The sequence below is a fragment of the Paenibacillus wulumuqiensis genome, assembly GCF_000971965.1.
GTDB lineage: Bacteria > Bacillota > Bacilli > Paenibacillales > Paenibacillaceae > Saccharibacillus > Saccharibacillus wulumuqiensis.
Window position 1 is genome coordinate 123,154 of sequence record NZ_LAQP01000004.1, and the last position, 17,335, is coordinate 140,488.

12 protein-coding genes and 2 tRNA genes are annotated in these 17,335 nt (G+C 49.6%); 13 read left to right on the forward strand and 1 reads right to left on the reverse strand.

All coding sequences use genetic code 11. The features are described from left to right. Nucleotides 1-236 precede the first annotated feature (236 nt). The 11 genes from WH45_RS12510 (at nucleotide 237) to WH45_RS12560 (ending at nucleotide 14,145) form a co-directional block, all read left to right on the forward strand. On the forward strand, nucleotides 237-2,675 hold the full coding sequence (locus WH45_RS12510; protein WP_046214765.1) for an excinuclease ABC subunit UvrA: 2,439 nt from the start codon (nucleotides 237-239) through the stop codon (nucleotides 2,673-2,675). A 157-nt stretch (nucleotides 2,676-2,832) separates the two neighbouring features. Next, nucleotides 2,833-3,324, forward strand: coding sequence for a signal peptidase II (lspA, locus tag WH45_RS12515; RefSeq protein WP_046214766.1), 492 nt, complete (start codon nucleotides 2,833-2,835; stop codon nucleotides 3,322-3,324). Nucleotides 3,325-3,405: 81 nt separating this feature from the next. Further along, nucleotides 3,406-4,362, forward strand: a complete 957-nt coding sequence (locus tag WH45_RS12520; protein WP_046215148.1) for an RluA family pseudouridine synthase — start codon at nucleotides 3,406-3,408, stop codon at nucleotides 4,360-4,362. 538 nt (nucleotides 4,363-4,900) lie between these two features. Continuing rightward, on the forward strand, nucleotides 4,901-5,461 hold the full coding sequence (gene pyrR, locus WH45_RS12525; RefSeq protein ID WP_046214767.1) for a bifunctional pyr operon transcriptional regulator/uracil phosphoribosyltransferase PyrR: 561 nt from the start codon (nucleotides 4,901-4,903) through the stop codon (nucleotides 5,459-5,461). Then, nucleotides 5,458-6,369 (forward strand): aspartate carbamoyltransferase catalytic subunit, encoded by a 912-nt coding sequence (locus WH45_RS12530; protein WP_046214768.1) that lies wholly within the window; start codon nucleotides 5,458-5,460, stop codon nucleotides 6,367-6,369. Before pyrR ends, WH45_RS12530 begins: the two co-directional genes overlap by 4 nt. Nucleotides 6,370-6,510: 141 nt before the next feature. Further along, complete coding sequence (locus tag WH45_RS12535) at nucleotides 6,511-7,836, forward strand: dihydroorotase (RefSeq protein ID WP_046214769.1); 1,326 nt, start codon at nucleotides 6,511-6,513, stop codon at nucleotides 7,834-7,836. Nucleotides 7,837-7,942: 106 nt separating this feature from the next. After that, nucleotides 7,943-9,073 (forward strand): glutamine-hydrolyzing carbamoyl-phosphate synthase small subunit, encoded by a 1,131-nt coding sequence (carA, locus tag WH45_RS12540; protein ID WP_046214770.1) that lies wholly within the window; start codon nucleotides 7,943-7,945, stop codon nucleotides 9,071-9,073. A gap of 2 nt (nucleotides 9,074-9,075) precedes the next feature. Beyond that, nucleotides 9,076-12,372, forward strand: a complete 3,297-nt coding sequence (gene carB / locus WH45_RS12545; protein ID WP_046214771.1) for a carbamoyl-phosphate synthase large subunit — start codon at nucleotides 9,076-9,078, stop codon at nucleotides 12,370-12,372. A 138-nt stretch (nucleotides 12,373-12,510) separates the two neighbouring features. Beyond that, on the forward strand, nucleotides 12,511-13,257 hold the full coding sequence (gene pyrF / locus WH45_RS12550) for an orotidine-5'-phosphate decarboxylase (RefSeq protein ID WP_046214772.1): 747 nt from the start codon (nucleotides 12,511-12,513) through the stop codon (nucleotides 13,255-13,257). Then, a complete protein-coding gene (gene pyrE / locus WH45_RS12555) occupies nucleotides 13,244-13,885 on the forward strand; it encodes an orotate phosphoribosyltransferase (protein ID WP_046214773.1) in 642 nt (213 codons plus the stop codon). The genes pyrF and pyrE overlap by 14 nt, the downstream gene beginning before the upstream one ends. Nucleotides 13,886-14,071: 186 nt before the next feature. Then, a tRNA-Ile gene (locus tag WH45_RS12560) sits at nucleotides 14,072-14,145 on the forward strand. Between the two features lie 294 nt (nucleotides 14,146-14,439). Here WH45_RS12560 and WH45_RS12565 read toward each other — a convergent pair. After that, on the reverse strand, nucleotides 14,440-14,640 hold the full coding sequence (locus WH45_RS12565; RefSeq protein WP_046214774.1) for a hypothetical protein: 201 nt from the start codon (nucleotides 14,638-14,640) through the stop codon (nucleotides 14,440-14,442). A 363-nt stretch (nucleotides 14,641-15,003) separates the two neighbouring features. On the opposite strand from WH45_RS12565, the gene WH45_RS12570 reads away from it, so the two are divergent. Together WH45_RS12570 and terL are read left to right on the forward strand one after the other, a co-directional pair. Continuing rightward, a tRNA-Leu gene (locus WH45_RS12570) sits at nucleotides 15,004-15,089 on the forward strand. A gap of 360 nt (nucleotides 15,090-15,449) precedes the next feature. Next, nucleotides 15,450-17,222: a phage terminase large subunit gene (gene terL / locus WH45_RS12575; protein ID WP_324292934.1), complete on the forward strand. Its 1,773-nt coding sequence runs from the start codon at nucleotides 15,450-15,452 to the stop codon at nucleotides 17,220-17,222. Nucleotides 17,223-17,335 lie beyond the last annotated feature (113 nt).

Sequence of the window (17,335 nt, forward strand, 5' to 3'; positions counted from 1 at the left end):
GTGGGTTCTTTGTATTGCATAAATGCAAGTCAAACAATGAAATGTAAATAGATAGCATTTTCATTATATAAAGAAATGTAGTGATTTTTTTTATAATAAGTTAGGATAAGGACAACAGAGAACGGAGGGATAAAATGCCAACATAGTATTCTATCAAACCCATACATAAACCTGATTTAATTCTTATAACAACTAATTATTAAAATCTTAATTATAAAGAAATGAGGAGAGCCAAGATGAACAGTATAGATTTGAAAAAAGCCCGGATACACAATCTTAAAGAAATTGATATTTCTATTCCCAAAAATAAACTTATCGTCGCCACTGGTATTAGTGGATCAGGTAAATCGAGTCTTATGTTCGATATCATCTTTGAAGAGGGGCGTAAAGAATATCTGAAATCTATTGGCTTGTTTGGAGATCTGGAAGATGAACAGAAGTTTGATAGCATTTCCGGCATTGGGCCTACAGTTGCTGTGAAGCAAAGTGTTGTGCGTCAAGCCAACCCTCGATCAACCGTGGGTTCAAGAACAGATCTTCTACGCCTTATTGGTCTGCTCTTTTTCAGTGAAGGTCATCTTTCTTGCTCACAGTGCGAGGAAGCGGTAACGAAAGGGGTAAGCTGTAGTGCCTGTGAAAATGAAAGGAATCAGCTCGATCTCGGCTGCTTCTCCTACAATAATATTAATGGCATGTGTGTAAAATGTTCAGGACGCGGTGCTTATTATCAGGTTAATATGGACAGGTTAGTTCCAAATGATCAAATAACAGTTCGTGAAATTTTCAAATCTATCCATGTTACTCCCGGCATAACAAGGATAGTGGAGAGACAACTCAAATCCTATATGGATATATCGTATGCGGAGCTGCCAGAGTCTATCAAAAATGAGGTCATTAATGGTCATTACACGAATAATAGTGCCAATCAGAGTTTCTGTCTGTCTCGCATATTGCAGACTCGTCATAAAAAAGGTGAGTATATGGATAACCTGTACGAGCTGGTTGCATGTCCGGAATGCAGTGGCTTCCGCATTAGCGACCAAGCACGCAGAGTATTCATTAATGGCCAACATATTGGAGAAGTCGGAAAGATGACACTTCTGGAAGCGAGACTCTTTTTTGAATCTGCGCTGGAAAACAGCTGTTTTACAGCACCAGGGGTGATTTTAAGTCAGGACATTTTACGTAAAATCTCTTCATTGATCCGATCTCGTTTAGGGCATTTATCGCTCTATAGAGAAATGTCTTCCTTAAGCGGAGGAGAACTGCAGCGATTATTTCTTAATTCCCATCTTGAATCGAAAATGGAATCGCTGATCTATATCCTTGATGAACCCACAGTAGGATTACATGAGTCAGAAAAAGCTGAATTGCTGAACTCCATTTATGCACTCAAGGAATTGGGGAATACCGTTATTGTAGTCGAACATGATAAAAGAACGATTGAAGCTGCTGATCATATTATCGATGTCGGACCGAAGGCAGGCATCGAAGGTGGACAAGTTATTTATGAAGGTAGTTTTGCAGGGCTGCTTCAGTGCGAGGACTCACTCAGCGGGCAGTATTTGTCCGGAAAAGCAAAAATGCCGATCAGAACGTTGAGACCCGATATATTTAGCGATGAAAAGTCACCCCGATTAACGATCCATCATGCAAAAACGAATAATCTGAAAGATGTGACGGTATCGCTGCCGCTTGGCGTCCTGGTTGGTGTGGCGGGAATTTCCGGCTGTGGAAAAAGCTCGCTAATTTCAAAAACGCTGGTTCCATTTCTGAAAAAGCATTTTCGCAATTCATCAAGGAATAACACCCTAATGTATAACGGAGATTATCAAAGCAATATTGAAGATGATGCGTCACTTATTGAGACAGTAGTGGAAAGTGTGGATGGTCTGGCATATTTGTCGGGTTTTACGGAAGTTTCCCAAGCGCCAATCGGTAGAAATATTAATTCCAATCCGGTTACCTTCATTAAGATCTGGGATAAAATTCGCAAGCTTTTCTCTGACCAACCTGAAGCTAGACGCTTACGGCTGTCAGCCGGGCACTTTTCATTTAATTCCGAGGGGGCCTGCGAGAATTGCGGAGGCAGTGGTCGTCAAGCAGTGTTTCCTGGTACAGCCATGAAAATTTATATAACGTGCAGCAAATGTAAAGGAAAGCGATATAATGATGCAGCCCTGCAGGTGAGATACAAGGATAAAACCATTGCAGAAATTCTTGACCTGCAAGTATCGGAAGCGGTCTCATTCTTCAAAGAACATAAAACGATCGTTGCTACCCTGGAAGTGATGGAGCGTATTGGCATGGGTTATATTACACTGGGACAACCGACTTCCACAATGAGTGGGGGAGAAGCACAACGACTGAAGCTCGCAAAAGAGATTGGAAAGAAAAAGAAAGGGAATATTCTGTATGTCATGGATGAGCCGACTACCGGGTTGAGTCTTTACGATACAGCACAATTGATCAAACTGCTGGATGAACTGGTCAAAGATGGAAATTCGGTTATCGTTATCGAGCATAACTCCGAAGTATTAAATTCATGTGATTGGATCATTGAGCTGGGTCCAGAAGCGGGAGCAAAAGGGGGCAAAATTATTGCAGAAGGATCACCCCAGACGTTAAGAGACAATCAGGCATCGATAACCGGAAGATATTTGGAGAGGAATTAAATGGTACACAGCCATGCTGCCTGACCAGACCAATAGACGCATCATTTCCGCCTATGCTACAATAGGAAAAGCTGTGTTCACGATGCAAACGGACAAAATGACAATTAATATCCGCTGCCGCCGGCACAGGATTGAACAAACAGGGTGGAGGATGAACGTGATCTATTATGTAATTGCGCTCGTGGCTATTATTATCGACCAGATCAGCAAATACTTTGTGGCAACACGTATGGAACTCAGAGAGCAAATTCCGGTAATCGGTGACTTTTTCCTGATTACGTCACATCGCAATCAGGGTGCAGCGTTTGGCATTTTGCAGAATCAGCGCTGGTTTTTTATCGTGATTACGATTATTGTAGTGGCTGCGATTATATGGTATATCCAAAAAGTCAAATCACGGCCGGATAAGCTGCTGCCTCTGGCACTGTCACTTGTGCTGGGCGGAGCGATTGGCAACTTTATAGATCGTGCACGGATGGGTGAAGTCGTCGATTTCTTTCAATTTAACTTTGGCAGCTACACCTTCCCGATTTTTAATGTGGCGGATTCCTGTATTGTTGTCGGCGTGGCGCTCATTATTCTGGACGCGCTGCTGGATATGATCCGCGAGAAGAAACAGCCTGCTAAGCAGGAAGAGGAGAATGTATAAGTGAGTAAGCAAGAGAATCATAATCAGGCTGAGAGCCTGGAATCTGTAGAAGAGATGGATACATTGGAAGTAACCGCAGAGATGGACGATATACTGGAAGACGGCGAGGAAGCAGGAACAGAGCTGCTGGAATGGACCGTGACTGCAGACGAAGCCAAAGCACGTGTGGATAAATATATTGCCGACCGTCTGCCGGAAGGCATTTCCCGTTCCCAGGTACAGCAGTGGATTACCGGCGGCCATGTCACCATTAACGACCAGCCGGTCAAAGCCAACCGCAAACTGGCGGAAGGCGAGCAGGTCGTCGTACGTGTACCTGATCTGTCGGCTGTAGAGATCGAGCCGGAAAATATTCCACTCAACATTGTATACGAGGATGCTGATGTAATCGTCGTGAACAAGGCGCGCGGTATGGTCGTTCACCCGGCAGCCGGTCATTCCTCCGGTACGCTCGTTAATGCACTGATGTACCATTGCACGGACTTGTCCGGCATTAATGGTGAACTGCGTCCGGGGATTGTACATCGAATCGACAAGGACACGAGCGGCCTGCTGATGGCTGCCAAAAATGACAAGGCCCATGCGTCCCTGTCTGCACAGCTCAAGAACCATACCGTAACACGCAAATATATTGCGCTCGTACATGGCAATATCGAGCATGATCACGGAACGATTGATGCACCGATCGGACGCGCTTCCCAGAACCGCAAGATGTTCACGGTGACAGAGAAAAACGGCAAGCGTGCGGTTACCCATTTTGCGGTTACCGAGCGGTTTGGCGATTTCACTGTAGCCGAGCTTCGTCTGGAGACCGGCCGTACACACCAGATCCGTGTGCATATGAAGTTTATCGAGCATCCATTGGTGGGTGATCCGATGTATGGACGTGTCCGTGCCAAAGCTTCCTTTGTCCAAGGTCAGGCACTTCATGCCGCTATTCTTGGCTTTGAGCATCCGACTACGGGAGAATATATGGAGTTTGAAGCACCTATTCCGGAAGATATGGAACAGGAATTGCATGCTCTGCGCAATCGCTAATCCCGTCCTTTATCAGGAAATAGGATGAATTGGATGCTCTAATACAATATCTCAAAAGTCTGTCATTCCGTTCAGGGTGGCAGGCTTTTATTTTTACTGACAATACGACTTCACCGGTAAATGAGAAGCAGAGGGACAACTATTCATTGCTCAGATAAATATGCATAAAAAATGCATACTATACATATCTGACTTGCGATGATAAATATGGAGGTTGACATGCCTCATTCTTTCTGTCATAATTCAATGCAGATGAATAAGCACCTTTAATTCAGTCCCGTGAGACTGGCAAGGTAACGTGAATGATGTTCACTGTAAGTACACCCTCTGATGGAGCGGTGAGGTTGCAGTGCGTCTGAGTATGACAGTCATGACTGCGGTCGATGACTCGAGACTCCTTGCCGTTTTGGGGCAGGGAGTCTTTTTTATACCCTGCATCCAGACGGCTACAGGTAGACTCGGGTACATCATCTGCAGCCAGCATGTTAACCACGGGGCCTTAGGTGTACGAACCACAAACCTGAGGAGGCTATAAATCATGACGATGGATACGCACATTATCATGGACGAGACGGCAATCCGCCGTGCTCTTACCCGTATTGCACACGAGATTCTTGAGAAAAATAAAGGGATTGAAGATTGTATTATCGTAGGTATCCGCACACGCGGTGTCTATTTGGCAAGACGGATGGCAGAACGCATTGAGGAGATCGAAGGTACGCCTGTTCCTTATGGCGAGCTTGATATTACAGGCTACCGGGACGACCGCAAGGAAGAGCAGGCCGGACTGACAGAACAGATGATGCTGACACCGGAAAATCTGAGCATCAGCGACAAGAAAGTTATTCTGTTCGATGACGTACTCTACACCGGCAGAACGATCCGCGCAGCGATGGATGCCCTGATGGACTGCGGCAGACCAAAGCAGATTCAGCTGGCGGTACTCGCCGATCGCGGACACCGGGAACTGCCGATCCGTCCGGATTATATCGGTAAAAATGTACCTACCTCCAAGCTGGAAGAAATTGAAGTACGCTTGAGCGAAGTGGATGGCAGCGATCAGGTCAACATTATGCAGCATCGGGAGGTGACTGTATGATCATGGCAGCACCTACATTGCATCAGCGCAGTCTTCTCGGTCTCAAGGGCATGAGTGCACACGAACTGACATCGATTCTGGACCGGGCGGCTTACTGGGACGCTCATACGGAAAAACAGGTATCTGTACTCCAATCCAAATTTGTCGCGAATATGTTTTTTGAGAACAGCACGCGTACCCGCTTCTCTTTTGAAATGGCCGAGAAGCGTCTGGGTGCGGAAGTACTGAACTTTACGGCCGCCGCTTCCAGTGTGGAAAAGGGTGAGTCGATCTATGATACGGTACGTACACTGGAGAGCATGGGCATCGACGCGGGCATTATCCGCCTCAAACCTGCCGGTGTACTCCAGGAGCTGGCTGCCAAAGTAGGCGTGCCGCTCATTAACGCGGGGGATGGTAACAACGAACACCCGACACAGGCTTTACTTGATCTGTATACAATGCGCAGCCACTTCGGTTCGGTCAAAGGGTTGCATGTAGCGATCGTCGGCGATATTCTGCACAGCCGGGTCGCCCGCTCGAACTACTGGGCATTGAATGCGCTGGGCGCCAAAGTAAGCTTCTGTGCACCCGATAATATGAAAGCTGACGACCTGCCGGATGCCCACTATATTGGTATGGAAGAAGCGCTGCAGGCGGATGTGGTCATGATGCTGCGGGTGCAGCTGGAGCGCCATGCAACAGGCATGCTCAAGTCGGCTGAAGATTACCGACTTCAATACGGACTGACTGAAGAACGGGCAGCCAAAATGAAAAAACATGCAATCATTATGCATCCGGCTCCAGTGAACCGCAACGTCGAAATTGACGATGCACTGGTCGAAAGTGCCCAATCCAAAATCTTTACCCAGATGCAAAATGGCGTACCGGTACGTATGTCTGTCATCGAACGAGCTCTGCGTAACTAAATCATACAGTACGGAATGACTGAATTCATATCAGGTATCCGCGTCTGTAGGAGAATAGGACCGACAGAGCGGATACCGAAAATAAACCGGCGGATCTATCCGGAAATGATGGATAGCTGAAGCCCATTTCGGAGGGTAATCATGACACTTTTCATAACCAATGCAAGCGTACTGAACGGACAGGGACAGCTCGAGAATACTCATGTATGGGTAGAATCCGGTCGTATCAAACATATTTTCTCCGGAACCACTTCTGTCGATGAAATCAAAGCTTCCCACGGTGGCAGCTCTGAGATCACAGAAATTGATGCTTCCGGCAAGCTGCTCACTCCCGGGCTGATCGATATGCATGTGCATCTGCGCGAACCGGGCTTTGAACATAAAGAAACAATAGCTACAGGAACACAGGCTGCAGCTAAAGGCGGATTCACGACAATCGCCTGCATGCCAAATACCAAGCCGGTGACCGACAAGCCGGAAGTGGTACAGCTGGTGCTGGACAAAGCCGCACAAGCGAACGGTGTCAAAGTGCTGCCGTATGCAGCGATTACGTATAATGAGCTTGGCCGCGAGCTGACCGATTTTGCTGCACTCAAGCAGGCTGGAGCGATCGGATTTACCGACGATGGTGTCGGTGTACAAAATGCACAGATGATGAAGGACGCCATGAAGCTGGCGGCCTCACTCGACATGCCCGTAATTGCGCACTGCGAGGATGATTCACTGGTTGTCGGCGCTCCTGTAGCCGAAGGCGAATTTGCCCGCAAGCACGGTCTCAAAGGCATCCCGAACGAGTCGGAAGCAATCCATGTCGGTCGCGATATTCTGCTGGCGGAAGCTACCGGTGTTCATTACCATGTGTGCCATGTCAGCACCGAACAGTCCATCCGGTTGATCCGTATGGCCAAATCGATCGGCATCAACGTTACTGCCGAGGTATGCCCGCATCACCTGATTCTGTCGAATGAAGATATCCCGGGTCTGGATGCCAACTGGAAAATGAACCCGCCGTTGCGCTCGCCGCGTGATGTAGAAGCCTGCATCGCCGCACTGGAAGACGGTACGCTCGATATGATCGTTACCGACCACGCACCGCACAGTGCCGAGGAAAAAGCCAAAGGCATGGAGCTGGCACCTTTCGGAATTACCGGATTCGAGACGGCTTTCCCGCTGCTGTATACGAAGTTCGTCAAGACCGGACGCTGGTCTCTGGAAATGCTCGTACAGCGCATGACGGCTGATCCGGCAAGAGTATTCCGGCTGGAAAGCGGACGACTGGAAGAGAACGCGCCTGCTGATCTGACATTGATTGATCTGGAAGAACAACGCACGGTTGATCCGTCGACATTTGCTTCCAAAGGAAAGAATACACCATTTACTGGATGGGAGCTGCAAGGCTGGCCGATCATGACGATCGTAGACGGTCAAGTCGTGTGGTCACAGGAAGTTACAACTCCTAGTGCATAAATATACTATAATGTGATATAATTATTCATAGAGCATAAAGAACACGGTGTATGAGCTTCATACCCGTCCCAAATAACTTTCAGGATAGACAGAGGAGTGAATCGGAATGCAGGCAAAATTGTTATTGGAAGACGGAACCTTATTTACCGGCCAGAGTTTCGGAGCGGAAGGTGAAACGACAGGTGAGGTTGTATTCAACACCGGGATTACCGGTTACCAGGAAGTGCTGTCCGACCCATCCTATTGCGGACAGATCGTTACGATGACATATCCGCTAATCGGGAATTACGGAATTAACCGCGATGACTTTGAATCGGTCCGCCCGTATATTAATGGATTTGTCGTCCGCCGGCATGAGCCTGTTCCCAGCAACTGGCGCGCCCAATATACGATTGATGAACTGCTGCGGGAATACGGCATCATCGGCATTAGCGATATCGATACACGGATGCTGACCCGTCGCATTCGTCATCAGGGTACCCTGCGGGGCATTCTGACGACAGCTGCACTGTCTACGGAAGAACTGATGGAGCGTCTGCAGGCGACCAGCTCGTCGATTGACCAGGTCAGCCAGACTTCGACCCGTCATATTTACAGCAGTCCCGGTGCCAAGGAACGGATCGTACTGATCGATTACGGCGCCAAGAGCGGCATTATGCGTGAACTGACACAGCGCGGCTGCGACGTGGTGGTGGTTCCTCAGGATACGACGGCAGAACAGATTCGCCGCCTGCATCCCGACGGTATTCAGCTGTCCAACGGCCCTGGAGACCCCAAAGATGTGATGCATGCAGCCGGCGTGATTGCCGAACTGCTCGGTGAGTACCCGATCTTCGGGATCTGTCTAGGACATCAGCTGTTCGCACTTGCCTGCGGCGCCGACACCGAGAAGCTCAAATTCGGACACCGCGGTGGTAACCATCCGGTCAAGGATCTGAGCACAGGCCGCTGCTATATCACTTCCCAGAATCATGGTTATACAGTGAAGGAAGAGTCCATCAATGGCACCGACCTGGAAGTGACCCATATCAACAATAACGATAAGACGATTGAAGGTTTGAAGCACAGCAAATACCCGGCATTCTCGGTACAGTACCATCCGGAAGCAGCGCCTGGTCCATTTGATAACAGTTATCTGTTCGATCAGTTCCTGGAAATGATCCGTGAACATAAGCAGCAAAACCCCAAGAAAACACGTCAGGCTGAGATGATGGCCGCTGTGAAAGGAGCTCGCTAAGTATGCCGATAAACAAAGATCTCAAAAAAATACTCGTTATAGGTTCCGGGCCAATCGTTATTGGTCAGGCAGCCGAGTTTGACTACGCAGGCACACAGGCCTGCCAGGCCCTGAAAGAAGAAGGCGTGGAGGTGGTGCTGATCAACAGCAACCCGGCCACTATTATGACTGATACGAATATGGCGGACAAAGTATACATCGAGCCGATCACACTGGAATTTGTAACACAGATTATCCGCCAGGAACGTCCGGATGGACTGCTGCCGACACTCGGCGGCCAGACCGGTCTGAATATGGCGGTAGAGCTGGCACGCGCCGGTGTACTGGAGAGCGAAAATGTCAAACTGCTCGGCACCCAGCTGAACTCGATTGAAAAAGCGGAAGACCGCGACCTGTTCCGTGACCTGATGCGCGAACTGGAGCAGCCGGTTCCGGACAGCACGATTGTAACCACACTGGAAGAATCGATCGTGTTTGCCAATGAGATCGGCTATCCCATCATCGTTCGTCCGGCCTACACGCTGGGCGGTACAGGCGGCGGAATCTGCGTTGACGAAGAAGAACTGCGCGAGACGGTAGCGGCAGGACTGCGCTACAGCCCGATCGGACAATGTCTCGTAGAGAAAAGTATCGCCGGCATGAAAGAAGTCGAGTACGAAGTAATGCGTGACGCCAACGATAACTGTATCGTTGTATGTAATATGGAGAACTTTGACCCGGTAGGCGTTCATACCGGTGACAGTATCGTCGTAGCACCGAGCCAGACGCTGTCTGACCGCGAGTACCAGATGCTGCGCTCCGCATCCCTGAAAATCATTCGTGCCCTGAATATCGAAGGCGGATGTAACGTACAGTTCGCACTGGATCCGCAGAGCTACCAATACTATGTCATCGAAGTGAACCCGCGTGTCAGCCGCTCATCGGCGCTCGCTTCCAAAGCAACAGGCTACCCGATCGCCAAAATGGCTGCCAAGATTGCGCTTGGATATACACTGGACGAGCTCATGAACCCGGTTACCGGCCAGACGTATGCTTGCTTTGAGCCGACACTGGATTATATCGTAGCCAAAATTCCACGCTGGCCATTTGACAAATTCACCGGTGCCAACCGCAAGCTGGGTACCCAGATGAAAGCAACCGGCGAAGTAATGGCGATTGGCCGTACATTTGAAGAAGCGATTCACAAAGCGGTCCGCTCGCTGGAAATCGGTGTTCACCGTCTGCATCTCAAAGATGCTGCCGACCTCGAAGACAGCAAGCTGGATGAGCGCCTGACCAAGGCGGATGATGAGCGTCTGTTCCTTGTCGCCGAAGCATTCCGCCGCGGATACAGCCTCGATCAAATTCAGGAGCTGACCAATATCGACTGGTGGTTCCTCGACAAGATTGAGCGTATCGTCGCTTATGAATCTGTCATTACGATGGAAGACGAACTGACCGATGAGACGCTGTATACAGCGAAGCGGCTTGGATTCACCGACCGCTCAATCGCCGAACTGCGCAGCCAGAACAAACCGGATGACAAATTTAACAATGAACATGCCATCCGTGCCTATCGTAAAGAAAACGGCATGATGCCTGTCTTCAAAATGGTAGACACCTGCGCTGCCGAGTTCGAAGCGACAACGCCATACTACTATTCCACATTCGAGACCGAGAATGAAGTGACTCCGGCTACCAAGGAGAAAATCGTTGTACTCGGTTCGGGACCGATCCGTATCGGACAGGGGATTGAGTTCGATTACTCTACCGTTCATGCGGTATGGGCAATCCAGGAAGCCGGTTATGAAGCGGTCATTATCAATAACAACCCTGAGACTGTATCGACTGACTTTAACACATCGGACAGACTGTACTTCGAGCCTCTTTTCTTCGAGGATGTCATGAATGTCATTGAGCAGGAACAGCCGGTAGGCGTAATCGTACAGTTTGGTGGACAGACAGCGATCAATCTGGCTGCACCATTGCAAAAAGCAGGCGTCAAAATTCTCGGAACGAGCCTGGAAAGTATCGATGAAGCGGAAGACCGCAAAAAGTTCGAAGCACTGCTGTCCCGCCTCAATATCGCCCAGCCGCAGGGCAGCACCGTGCTGTCTGTGGATGAAGCGGTAGAAACCGCGCAGAAGCTCGGTTATCCGGTACTGGTACGCCCATCCTACGTACTCGGCGGACGTGCCATGGAGATTGTATACTCTGACGAAGAACTGCTGCGCTACATGGTGGAAGCCGTCAAGGTCAATCCGGAGCACCCGGTACTGATCGACCGTTATATGCTCGGCAAGGAAGTTGAAGTGGATGCCATCTGTGACGGCGATACCGTTGTGGTACCGGGTATTATGGAACATGTGGAACGTGCAGGCGTTCACTCCGGTGACTCCATCGCAGTCTACCCGCCGCAGCATCTGTCTGCAGAGCTCAAGGAAAAGATCGTCAACATCACGATTCGCATTGCCAAGGAACTGAAAACGATCGGCCTGCTTAACATCCAATTCGTTATTTACCAGAATGAAGTGTACGTGATTGAAGTGAACCCGCGCTCCTCCCGTACCGTACCATTCCTGAGCAAAGTCACCAATATCCCGATGGCCAATGTAGCGACGCAAGCGATTCTGGGACGCAAGCTGGCGGATCTCGGATATGAGGAAGGCATGTGGCCGGAGAGCGACCATGTCTCTGTCAAAGTGCCGGTATTCTCCTTTGCCAAGCTGCGCCGCGTCGAACCGACACTCGGACCGGAGATGAAATCTACAGGTGAAGTGATGGGACGCGATCTGCTCTATGCCAAAGCACTGTACAAAGGACTGATCGGTGCTGGTATGAAAATACCATCCACTGGCGCCCTGATCGCTACCGTAGCGGACAAAGACAAAGATGAAGCGGTTCGCCTGCTCAAAGGCTTCTACCGTCTCGGTTACAAAATCATTGCCACCGGCGGTACAGCCGATGCACTAAAAGCAGCCAATATCCCGGTAACCGTTGTCAACAAGCTGTCCGAAGGTACGCCGAACATCCTGGATCTGATTCGCAGCGGACAGGCGAACTTCGTGGTCAACACATTGACCAAAGGCAAAACACCGGAGCGTGACGGATTCCGTATCCGCCGTGAAGCGGTAGAGAATGGCGTCGTATGTATGACGTCTCTGGATACCGTTGAAGCGCTGCTGACCATGCTGGATACGATCAACTTCTCGTCTTATGCAATGCCTTCTTTGAGCAAGGAGAAGCAGCAAAGCAAAGAGAGTCTGGATATCCAGGCCGTTGTCGGCCAGCTGGAAGACCAGGAGACAATCCTGAGCTAAATGATGATGAGCCACTTGTGCGGCGGACCATTCACGTGTCCGCCGTCATTTGTGTGCGCATATGTGCATATAAGCAGAGAACAGAGGTATAGTTACACAAGTAGGATGTAAAAGTAACAGGAAAAAGGGAGTGGAACAATGAACCAGGCTCTACATAGCGCTGCCCGGCGGCTGATCATTGCACTGGATTATCCGAACGCAGCAGAAGCGGGTCAGCTGATTACGCAGCTTGAAGGCATCCCCTGTTATATGAAAGTAGGCATGCAGCTGTTCTACACGGCAGGTCCGGACTTTATCCGTGAGCTGAAATCGAGAGGCTATTCCGTCTTTCTCGATCTGAAAATGCACGATATTCCCAACACTGTCAAAGGCGGTGCACATAGCATCACCCGTCTGGGTGTCGACATGTTCAATGTGCATGCTGCCGGTGGACGCCAGATGATGGCAGCGGCTGCAGCCGGTATGGAGCAAGCACTGCAGGAAGATTCCAGCCTGCAGCGTCCGCTGTTGATCGCCGTAACACAGCTGACCAGCACGTCGCAGGAAACCATGAATCAGGATATCGGCATTCCCGGCAAAGTGGAAGACACCGTCGTACGTTATGCCCAGATGGCCCGGGAAAGCGGACTGGACGGAGTAGTATCCTCACCGCTGGAAGGTCCTGCGATCAAGCAGATGTGCGGGCATTCCTTTATTACAGTCACACCGGGAGTACGGCCGGCAGGCAGCGATGCAGGCGATCAGAGCCGGATTATGACACCGGGACAAGCGATGGCAGCAGGCAATGACTACCTGGTCGTAGGCCGCCCGATTACCGGCGCCAAAGACCCAAGACAATCTGCAGAACAAATCATAGAGGAGATGAGTGTCCATGTTAACGATTGAAGAGATTCCGGCTCATATTGCCGCAGCCTTGCTGCAGATTGAAGCGGTAGCGCTTCGTCCGCAGGAGCCTTTTACCTGGACGTCCGGTATCAAGTCGCCGATCTACTGCGATAACCGGCTGACTATGTCCTATCCATACATCCGCGATCAGATTGCAGATGCATTTGCCATGATCATTCGCGAGCAGTACCCGGATACGGAAGTAATCGCCGGTACAGCGACAGCCGGGATTCCACATGCTGCCTGGGTGGCCCAGAAGCTGGATTTGCCGATGGCCTATATTCGCGACAAAGCCAAAGGACATGGCAAGCAGAACCAGATCGAAGGACTGATCAAGGAAGGCCAGAAAGTGATTGTAATCGAAGATCTGATCTCCACTGGAGGCAGCTCGATCAAAGCGGCTGAAGCGGTACGTGAAGCAGGTGCCGATCCGCTGGCCGTACTGGCGATTTTCAGCTATCAGCTGGATAAAGCCGTTCAGGCTTTTGCCGCTGCCAATCTGCCGCTGCAGACGCTGTCCAACTATACGGCACTGATCGATAAAGCTGTAGAGATGGGCAAAATACAGCCGGACGATCTCGCTCTGCTGCATTCCTGGAGAGAAGACCCGGCTGCATTTGGCAAGTAAATAAGCTGAAGTAAGCTGAAATTGTCTACTAACGCCTGGTGAACGCTTGCTTGCAGCTTCACCAGGTCTTATACATATCTGTCAGCGGTTGTGAAAAAATATTGACAGCGATAAATGAGATGCGGTATATTAATTAAGTCGCTGTTTACTTGATGCACCAGAAGAGAACGCTCTTTTTGGTCACAAGGGCCTATAGCTCAGTTGGTTAGAGCTACCGGCTCATAACCGGTTGGTCGGGGGTTCGAGTCCCTCTGGGCCCATACTAAAAAAGGACTGTCCATCGTCAATTGCTGACATGATGGACGGTCCTTTTTATTATGCATCAAAAGGTTAACCGATTAACGCCTGCCGCGTCTCTTGAAAAGTATAACCAGCAGTACAATAACAACGATAATCAACAGAAATTTCATATGGGGCCACCTCCTTGAATCAGCGGCCTTTTTCCAGAACCTATCTCCTGGAAAATAAACAGGATACATGGTACCTCATCGATAAGCTGCTGTCATTATAGTGGGAGTTTAGATAATGAAGTGAGAGACGACCCTGCCTGAATCCTAAATGCGGGAAGGCTTGTCTTTGTCTGTTTCATCATCTTTATCCGTAAAGTCTTCACGTACCTTGTTTACCGCTTCGCCGACTGCTTCTTCCAGCAGGTCCTGAGCGGAACGGTCGTTATTTGGATCGGGCTCGGGAACAGGATCCACACCTGCGCCGCGTTCTTTATGGGAATCTTTATATTCATCTGGATTGTTCATTGTCATTCATCCTTTCTGTATCGTCTATGGGTAGTGAACGGAATTAAAAGGGAAACTGTACAGCTTTAATGAGCGGATAAGAATAAAGAAAGCTATGTTATCGAAATAAACCATTGTAGGAGGCGCTGAATCATTTTGTTAGCAAAATAGCCGTTCATTTGGCGGCTGTAAAAGAGTATCCGAAAGACGCAAAATGGAGAAGAAAAAGGTTCTAAAAATTTATGCTTTACAGAATTTCAAAATTATTATATTATATGTTGGTGACTGAAACGCGCAGGTTCATATCATGAGATGATATACTACATAGCAATTAATGATAAGTATTCATACACCTGAGTAACACAGCTCACTTGACCTTAACTTGCCGGGGTGGCGGAATTGGCAGACGCACAGGACTTAAAATCCTGCGGTAGGTGACTACCGTACGGGTTCGACCCCCGTCCTCGGCATACCGTATTAAAAGCCCGTAGTGGCGCGGATTTCAAGACGTAACCCTGTACGAGAGGGGTACGTCTTTTCCTCGTTATGTACGTAAATTCACCGAAAGATACTACGATACGCAAAACTTTCCCCGAACGCATAGTACTATCATATATCGTATTCCCTACTTTACGCAAGCATTCTCGAACTGTTCCGTTAAAGCATACGAAAATACATACGACATTTGGGCGCACTCTAACGGAGTTGCGTCCTTTTTTTTTGCTTCGAAATAAGTCCGTAGCTGCTTCTCGGTCTCTTTATACTCCGGCGTTACCAAATGGCCTAATTCAAAGGATACATAGCGGAACCCTAAAGGAGGAATTTCTGCTATGGCATGGATTACGGATAAATGGATCGACCGGTCTGCCCGTGACGAAGTGGTCGCGGACCTTGCGGACCTTGCGGATAGCCTGCAGGACGCCGATATGTCCGAACTGGACCCGGATGACTTGGCGGAGATCGCTGCAGCTATGGACGAGCTGGACCGGTTGGAACGGATTAGCGAATGTGAAGAGGATCTTATCGCGTTCGCTTTCGAATATTTCAGCGAGGCACGTAATCCGGGAAATCCGGGTAACTGGGACGGCTTCGATATCCAAGACCTATCGGAAGCGCCGTTCTTTCACCGTGAAATCGCCGAGATTATGGACGATGTCAGTAACGTAGAGGTAAACGCTAAGGTAGCGGTGGCGGCGCCCCGTTCACACGCTAAATCAACGTATTTATCAAAGGCGTTTCCTCTGCGGGAAGTCTGCTACCGTAAACGTAAGTACGGAATTATCATTTCGGAGACGCCGACGGTCGCCAGCGCCAACCTCGATTGGATCAGTAATCAATTAAAGTATAACGAAAAGCTGCGTCGGGACTTCGGTCCGTTACTTTCTCAAAAGCCTCACGAAAATATTCGGGATAACAGCTCGGAGTTTATCGCCTGGGAACCTACGGAATCGGGTGCGCCAAAAATGCTTGCACTGCTGCAGGCGGCATCAACCGGTCAGGCGCTTCGTGGTCGTAACTGGAACGGTGTACGACCGGATTTACTCGTATGTGACGATCTGGAAGACGTAAAGACTAACGCAGCGACTCCGGAACAACGTGAGAAGATGCGTAGTTGGTTCAGTCAATCCGTCATGCCGCTGGGCGACCCGAAAGGTAAACGTACGGCGCTCGTATATATGGGAACTACCGTCCACCATGAGGCGCTGTTAATCGAAGTCTTATATAAGCGCGCCGATTTCCGCTCGAAGGTATATCGAGCTATTATCGAATGGCCGGAGCGTATGGATTTATGGGAGGAATGCCGCCAAATCTATACGGATCGGGAACGGGATCATCGAGCCGCCGACGCTAAGGCATTTTACGAAGATAATCGCGAAGAAATGGACCGCGGCGCTGTTGTATTGTGGCCGGAAGCGCAGCCGATATGGAAGTTGATGACCTGGAAGTGGGATAACGGTAGCAAGGCGTTCAATACCGAGTATATGAACAATCCGATTGACGAGGAATCTATGATCTTCAATCCGGAGAAATTCACGTATTGGGACGGTGGGAAATACGCCGACCTACTCGGAAGTTATCCGCGACCGTCCGGTGATTTCGAAATATTCTTCGGTATTGACTTCGCCATGGGTAAGCAGCGCGGCGACTACTCCGCAATTGCCGTCCTCGCCCGACATAAAAAGACCGGCACAAAGTTCGTACTCGATATGTTCCTCGAACGTATCAAGCCGGACGCCTTCATTACGAAGATCGTAGACTACGTATTACGGTATCAGCCGGACGGGGTCGCGGTAGAGACGCAGGCAGCGCAGGAGTTCTTTGCGGATATGTTGAAGGAGGCGCTCCGGGCAGCCGGGTTCCCAACGTCAACGCGTATTCGCGAGATTAAGCAGAAGTCCCGTAAGGAGCTGCGTATCGAGGCGATGCTTCCGGATATCGAGGCCGGAGCCATTCAGTTTACGAAGAAGCACGCCCTATTACTCGAACAATTCGAAATGTTCCCGAACGCTACACACGATGACGGTCCGGACGCCCTCGAAATGGCGAATAGTATTTCGAAATCTGGTCGGAAGAAGATCCGGAACAAGCCCGCCGGTTTCTAAGAAGGATAACGCCCTCGTTTCGCTTGTATTTCGCCTGCAACTAGGCGCTTTACCTGCGGACGGGGGCTATTTGTCGTTCTAAGACAAAACGAGCTCTACGACGCTAATATCAC

Excerpts from the sequence above, each read along its gene's own strand:
- WH45_RS12510 (WP_046214765.1), top strand. The coding sequence starts at position 237 with ATGAACAGTATAGATTTGAAAAAAGCCCGGATACACAATCTTAAAGAA.
- WH45_RS12520 (WP_046215148.1), top strand. The coding sequence starts at position 3,406 with ATGGACGATATACTGGAAGACGGCGAGGAAGCAGGAACAGAGCTGCTG.
- pyrR (WP_046214767.1), top strand. The coding sequence starts at position 4,901 with ATGACGATGGATACGCACATTATCATGGACGAGACGGCAATCCGCCGT.
- WH45_RS12530 (WP_046214768.1), top strand. The coding sequence starts at position 5,458 with ATGATCATGGCAGCACCTACATTGCATCAGCGCAGTCTTCTCGGTCTC.
- WH45_RS12535 (WP_046214769.1), top strand. The coding sequence starts at position 6,511 with ATGACACTTTTCATAACCAATGCAAGCGTACTGAACGGACAGGGACAG.
- carA (WP_046214770.1), top strand. The coding sequence starts at position 7,943 with ATGCAGGCAAAATTGTTATTGGAAGACGGAACCTTATTTACCGGCCAG.
- carB (WP_046214771.1), top strand. The coding sequence starts at position 9,076 with ATGCCGATAAACAAAGATCTCAAAAAAATACTCGTTATAGGTTCCGGG.
- pyrF (WP_046214772.1), top strand. The coding sequence starts at position 12,511 with ATGAACCAGGCTCTACATAGCGCTGCCCGGCGGCTGATCATTGCACTG.
- pyrE (WP_046214773.1), top strand. The coding sequence starts at position 13,244 with ATGTTAACGATTGAAGAGATTCCGGCTCATATTGCCGCAGCCTTGCTG.
- WH45_RS12565 (WP_046214774.1), bottom strand. The coding sequence starts at position 14,640 with ATGAACAATCCAGATGAATATAAAGATTCCCATAAAGAACGCGGCGCA.
- terL (WP_324292934.1), top strand. The coding sequence starts at position 15,450 with ATGGCATGGATTACGGATAAATGGATCGACCGGTCTGCCCGTGACGAA.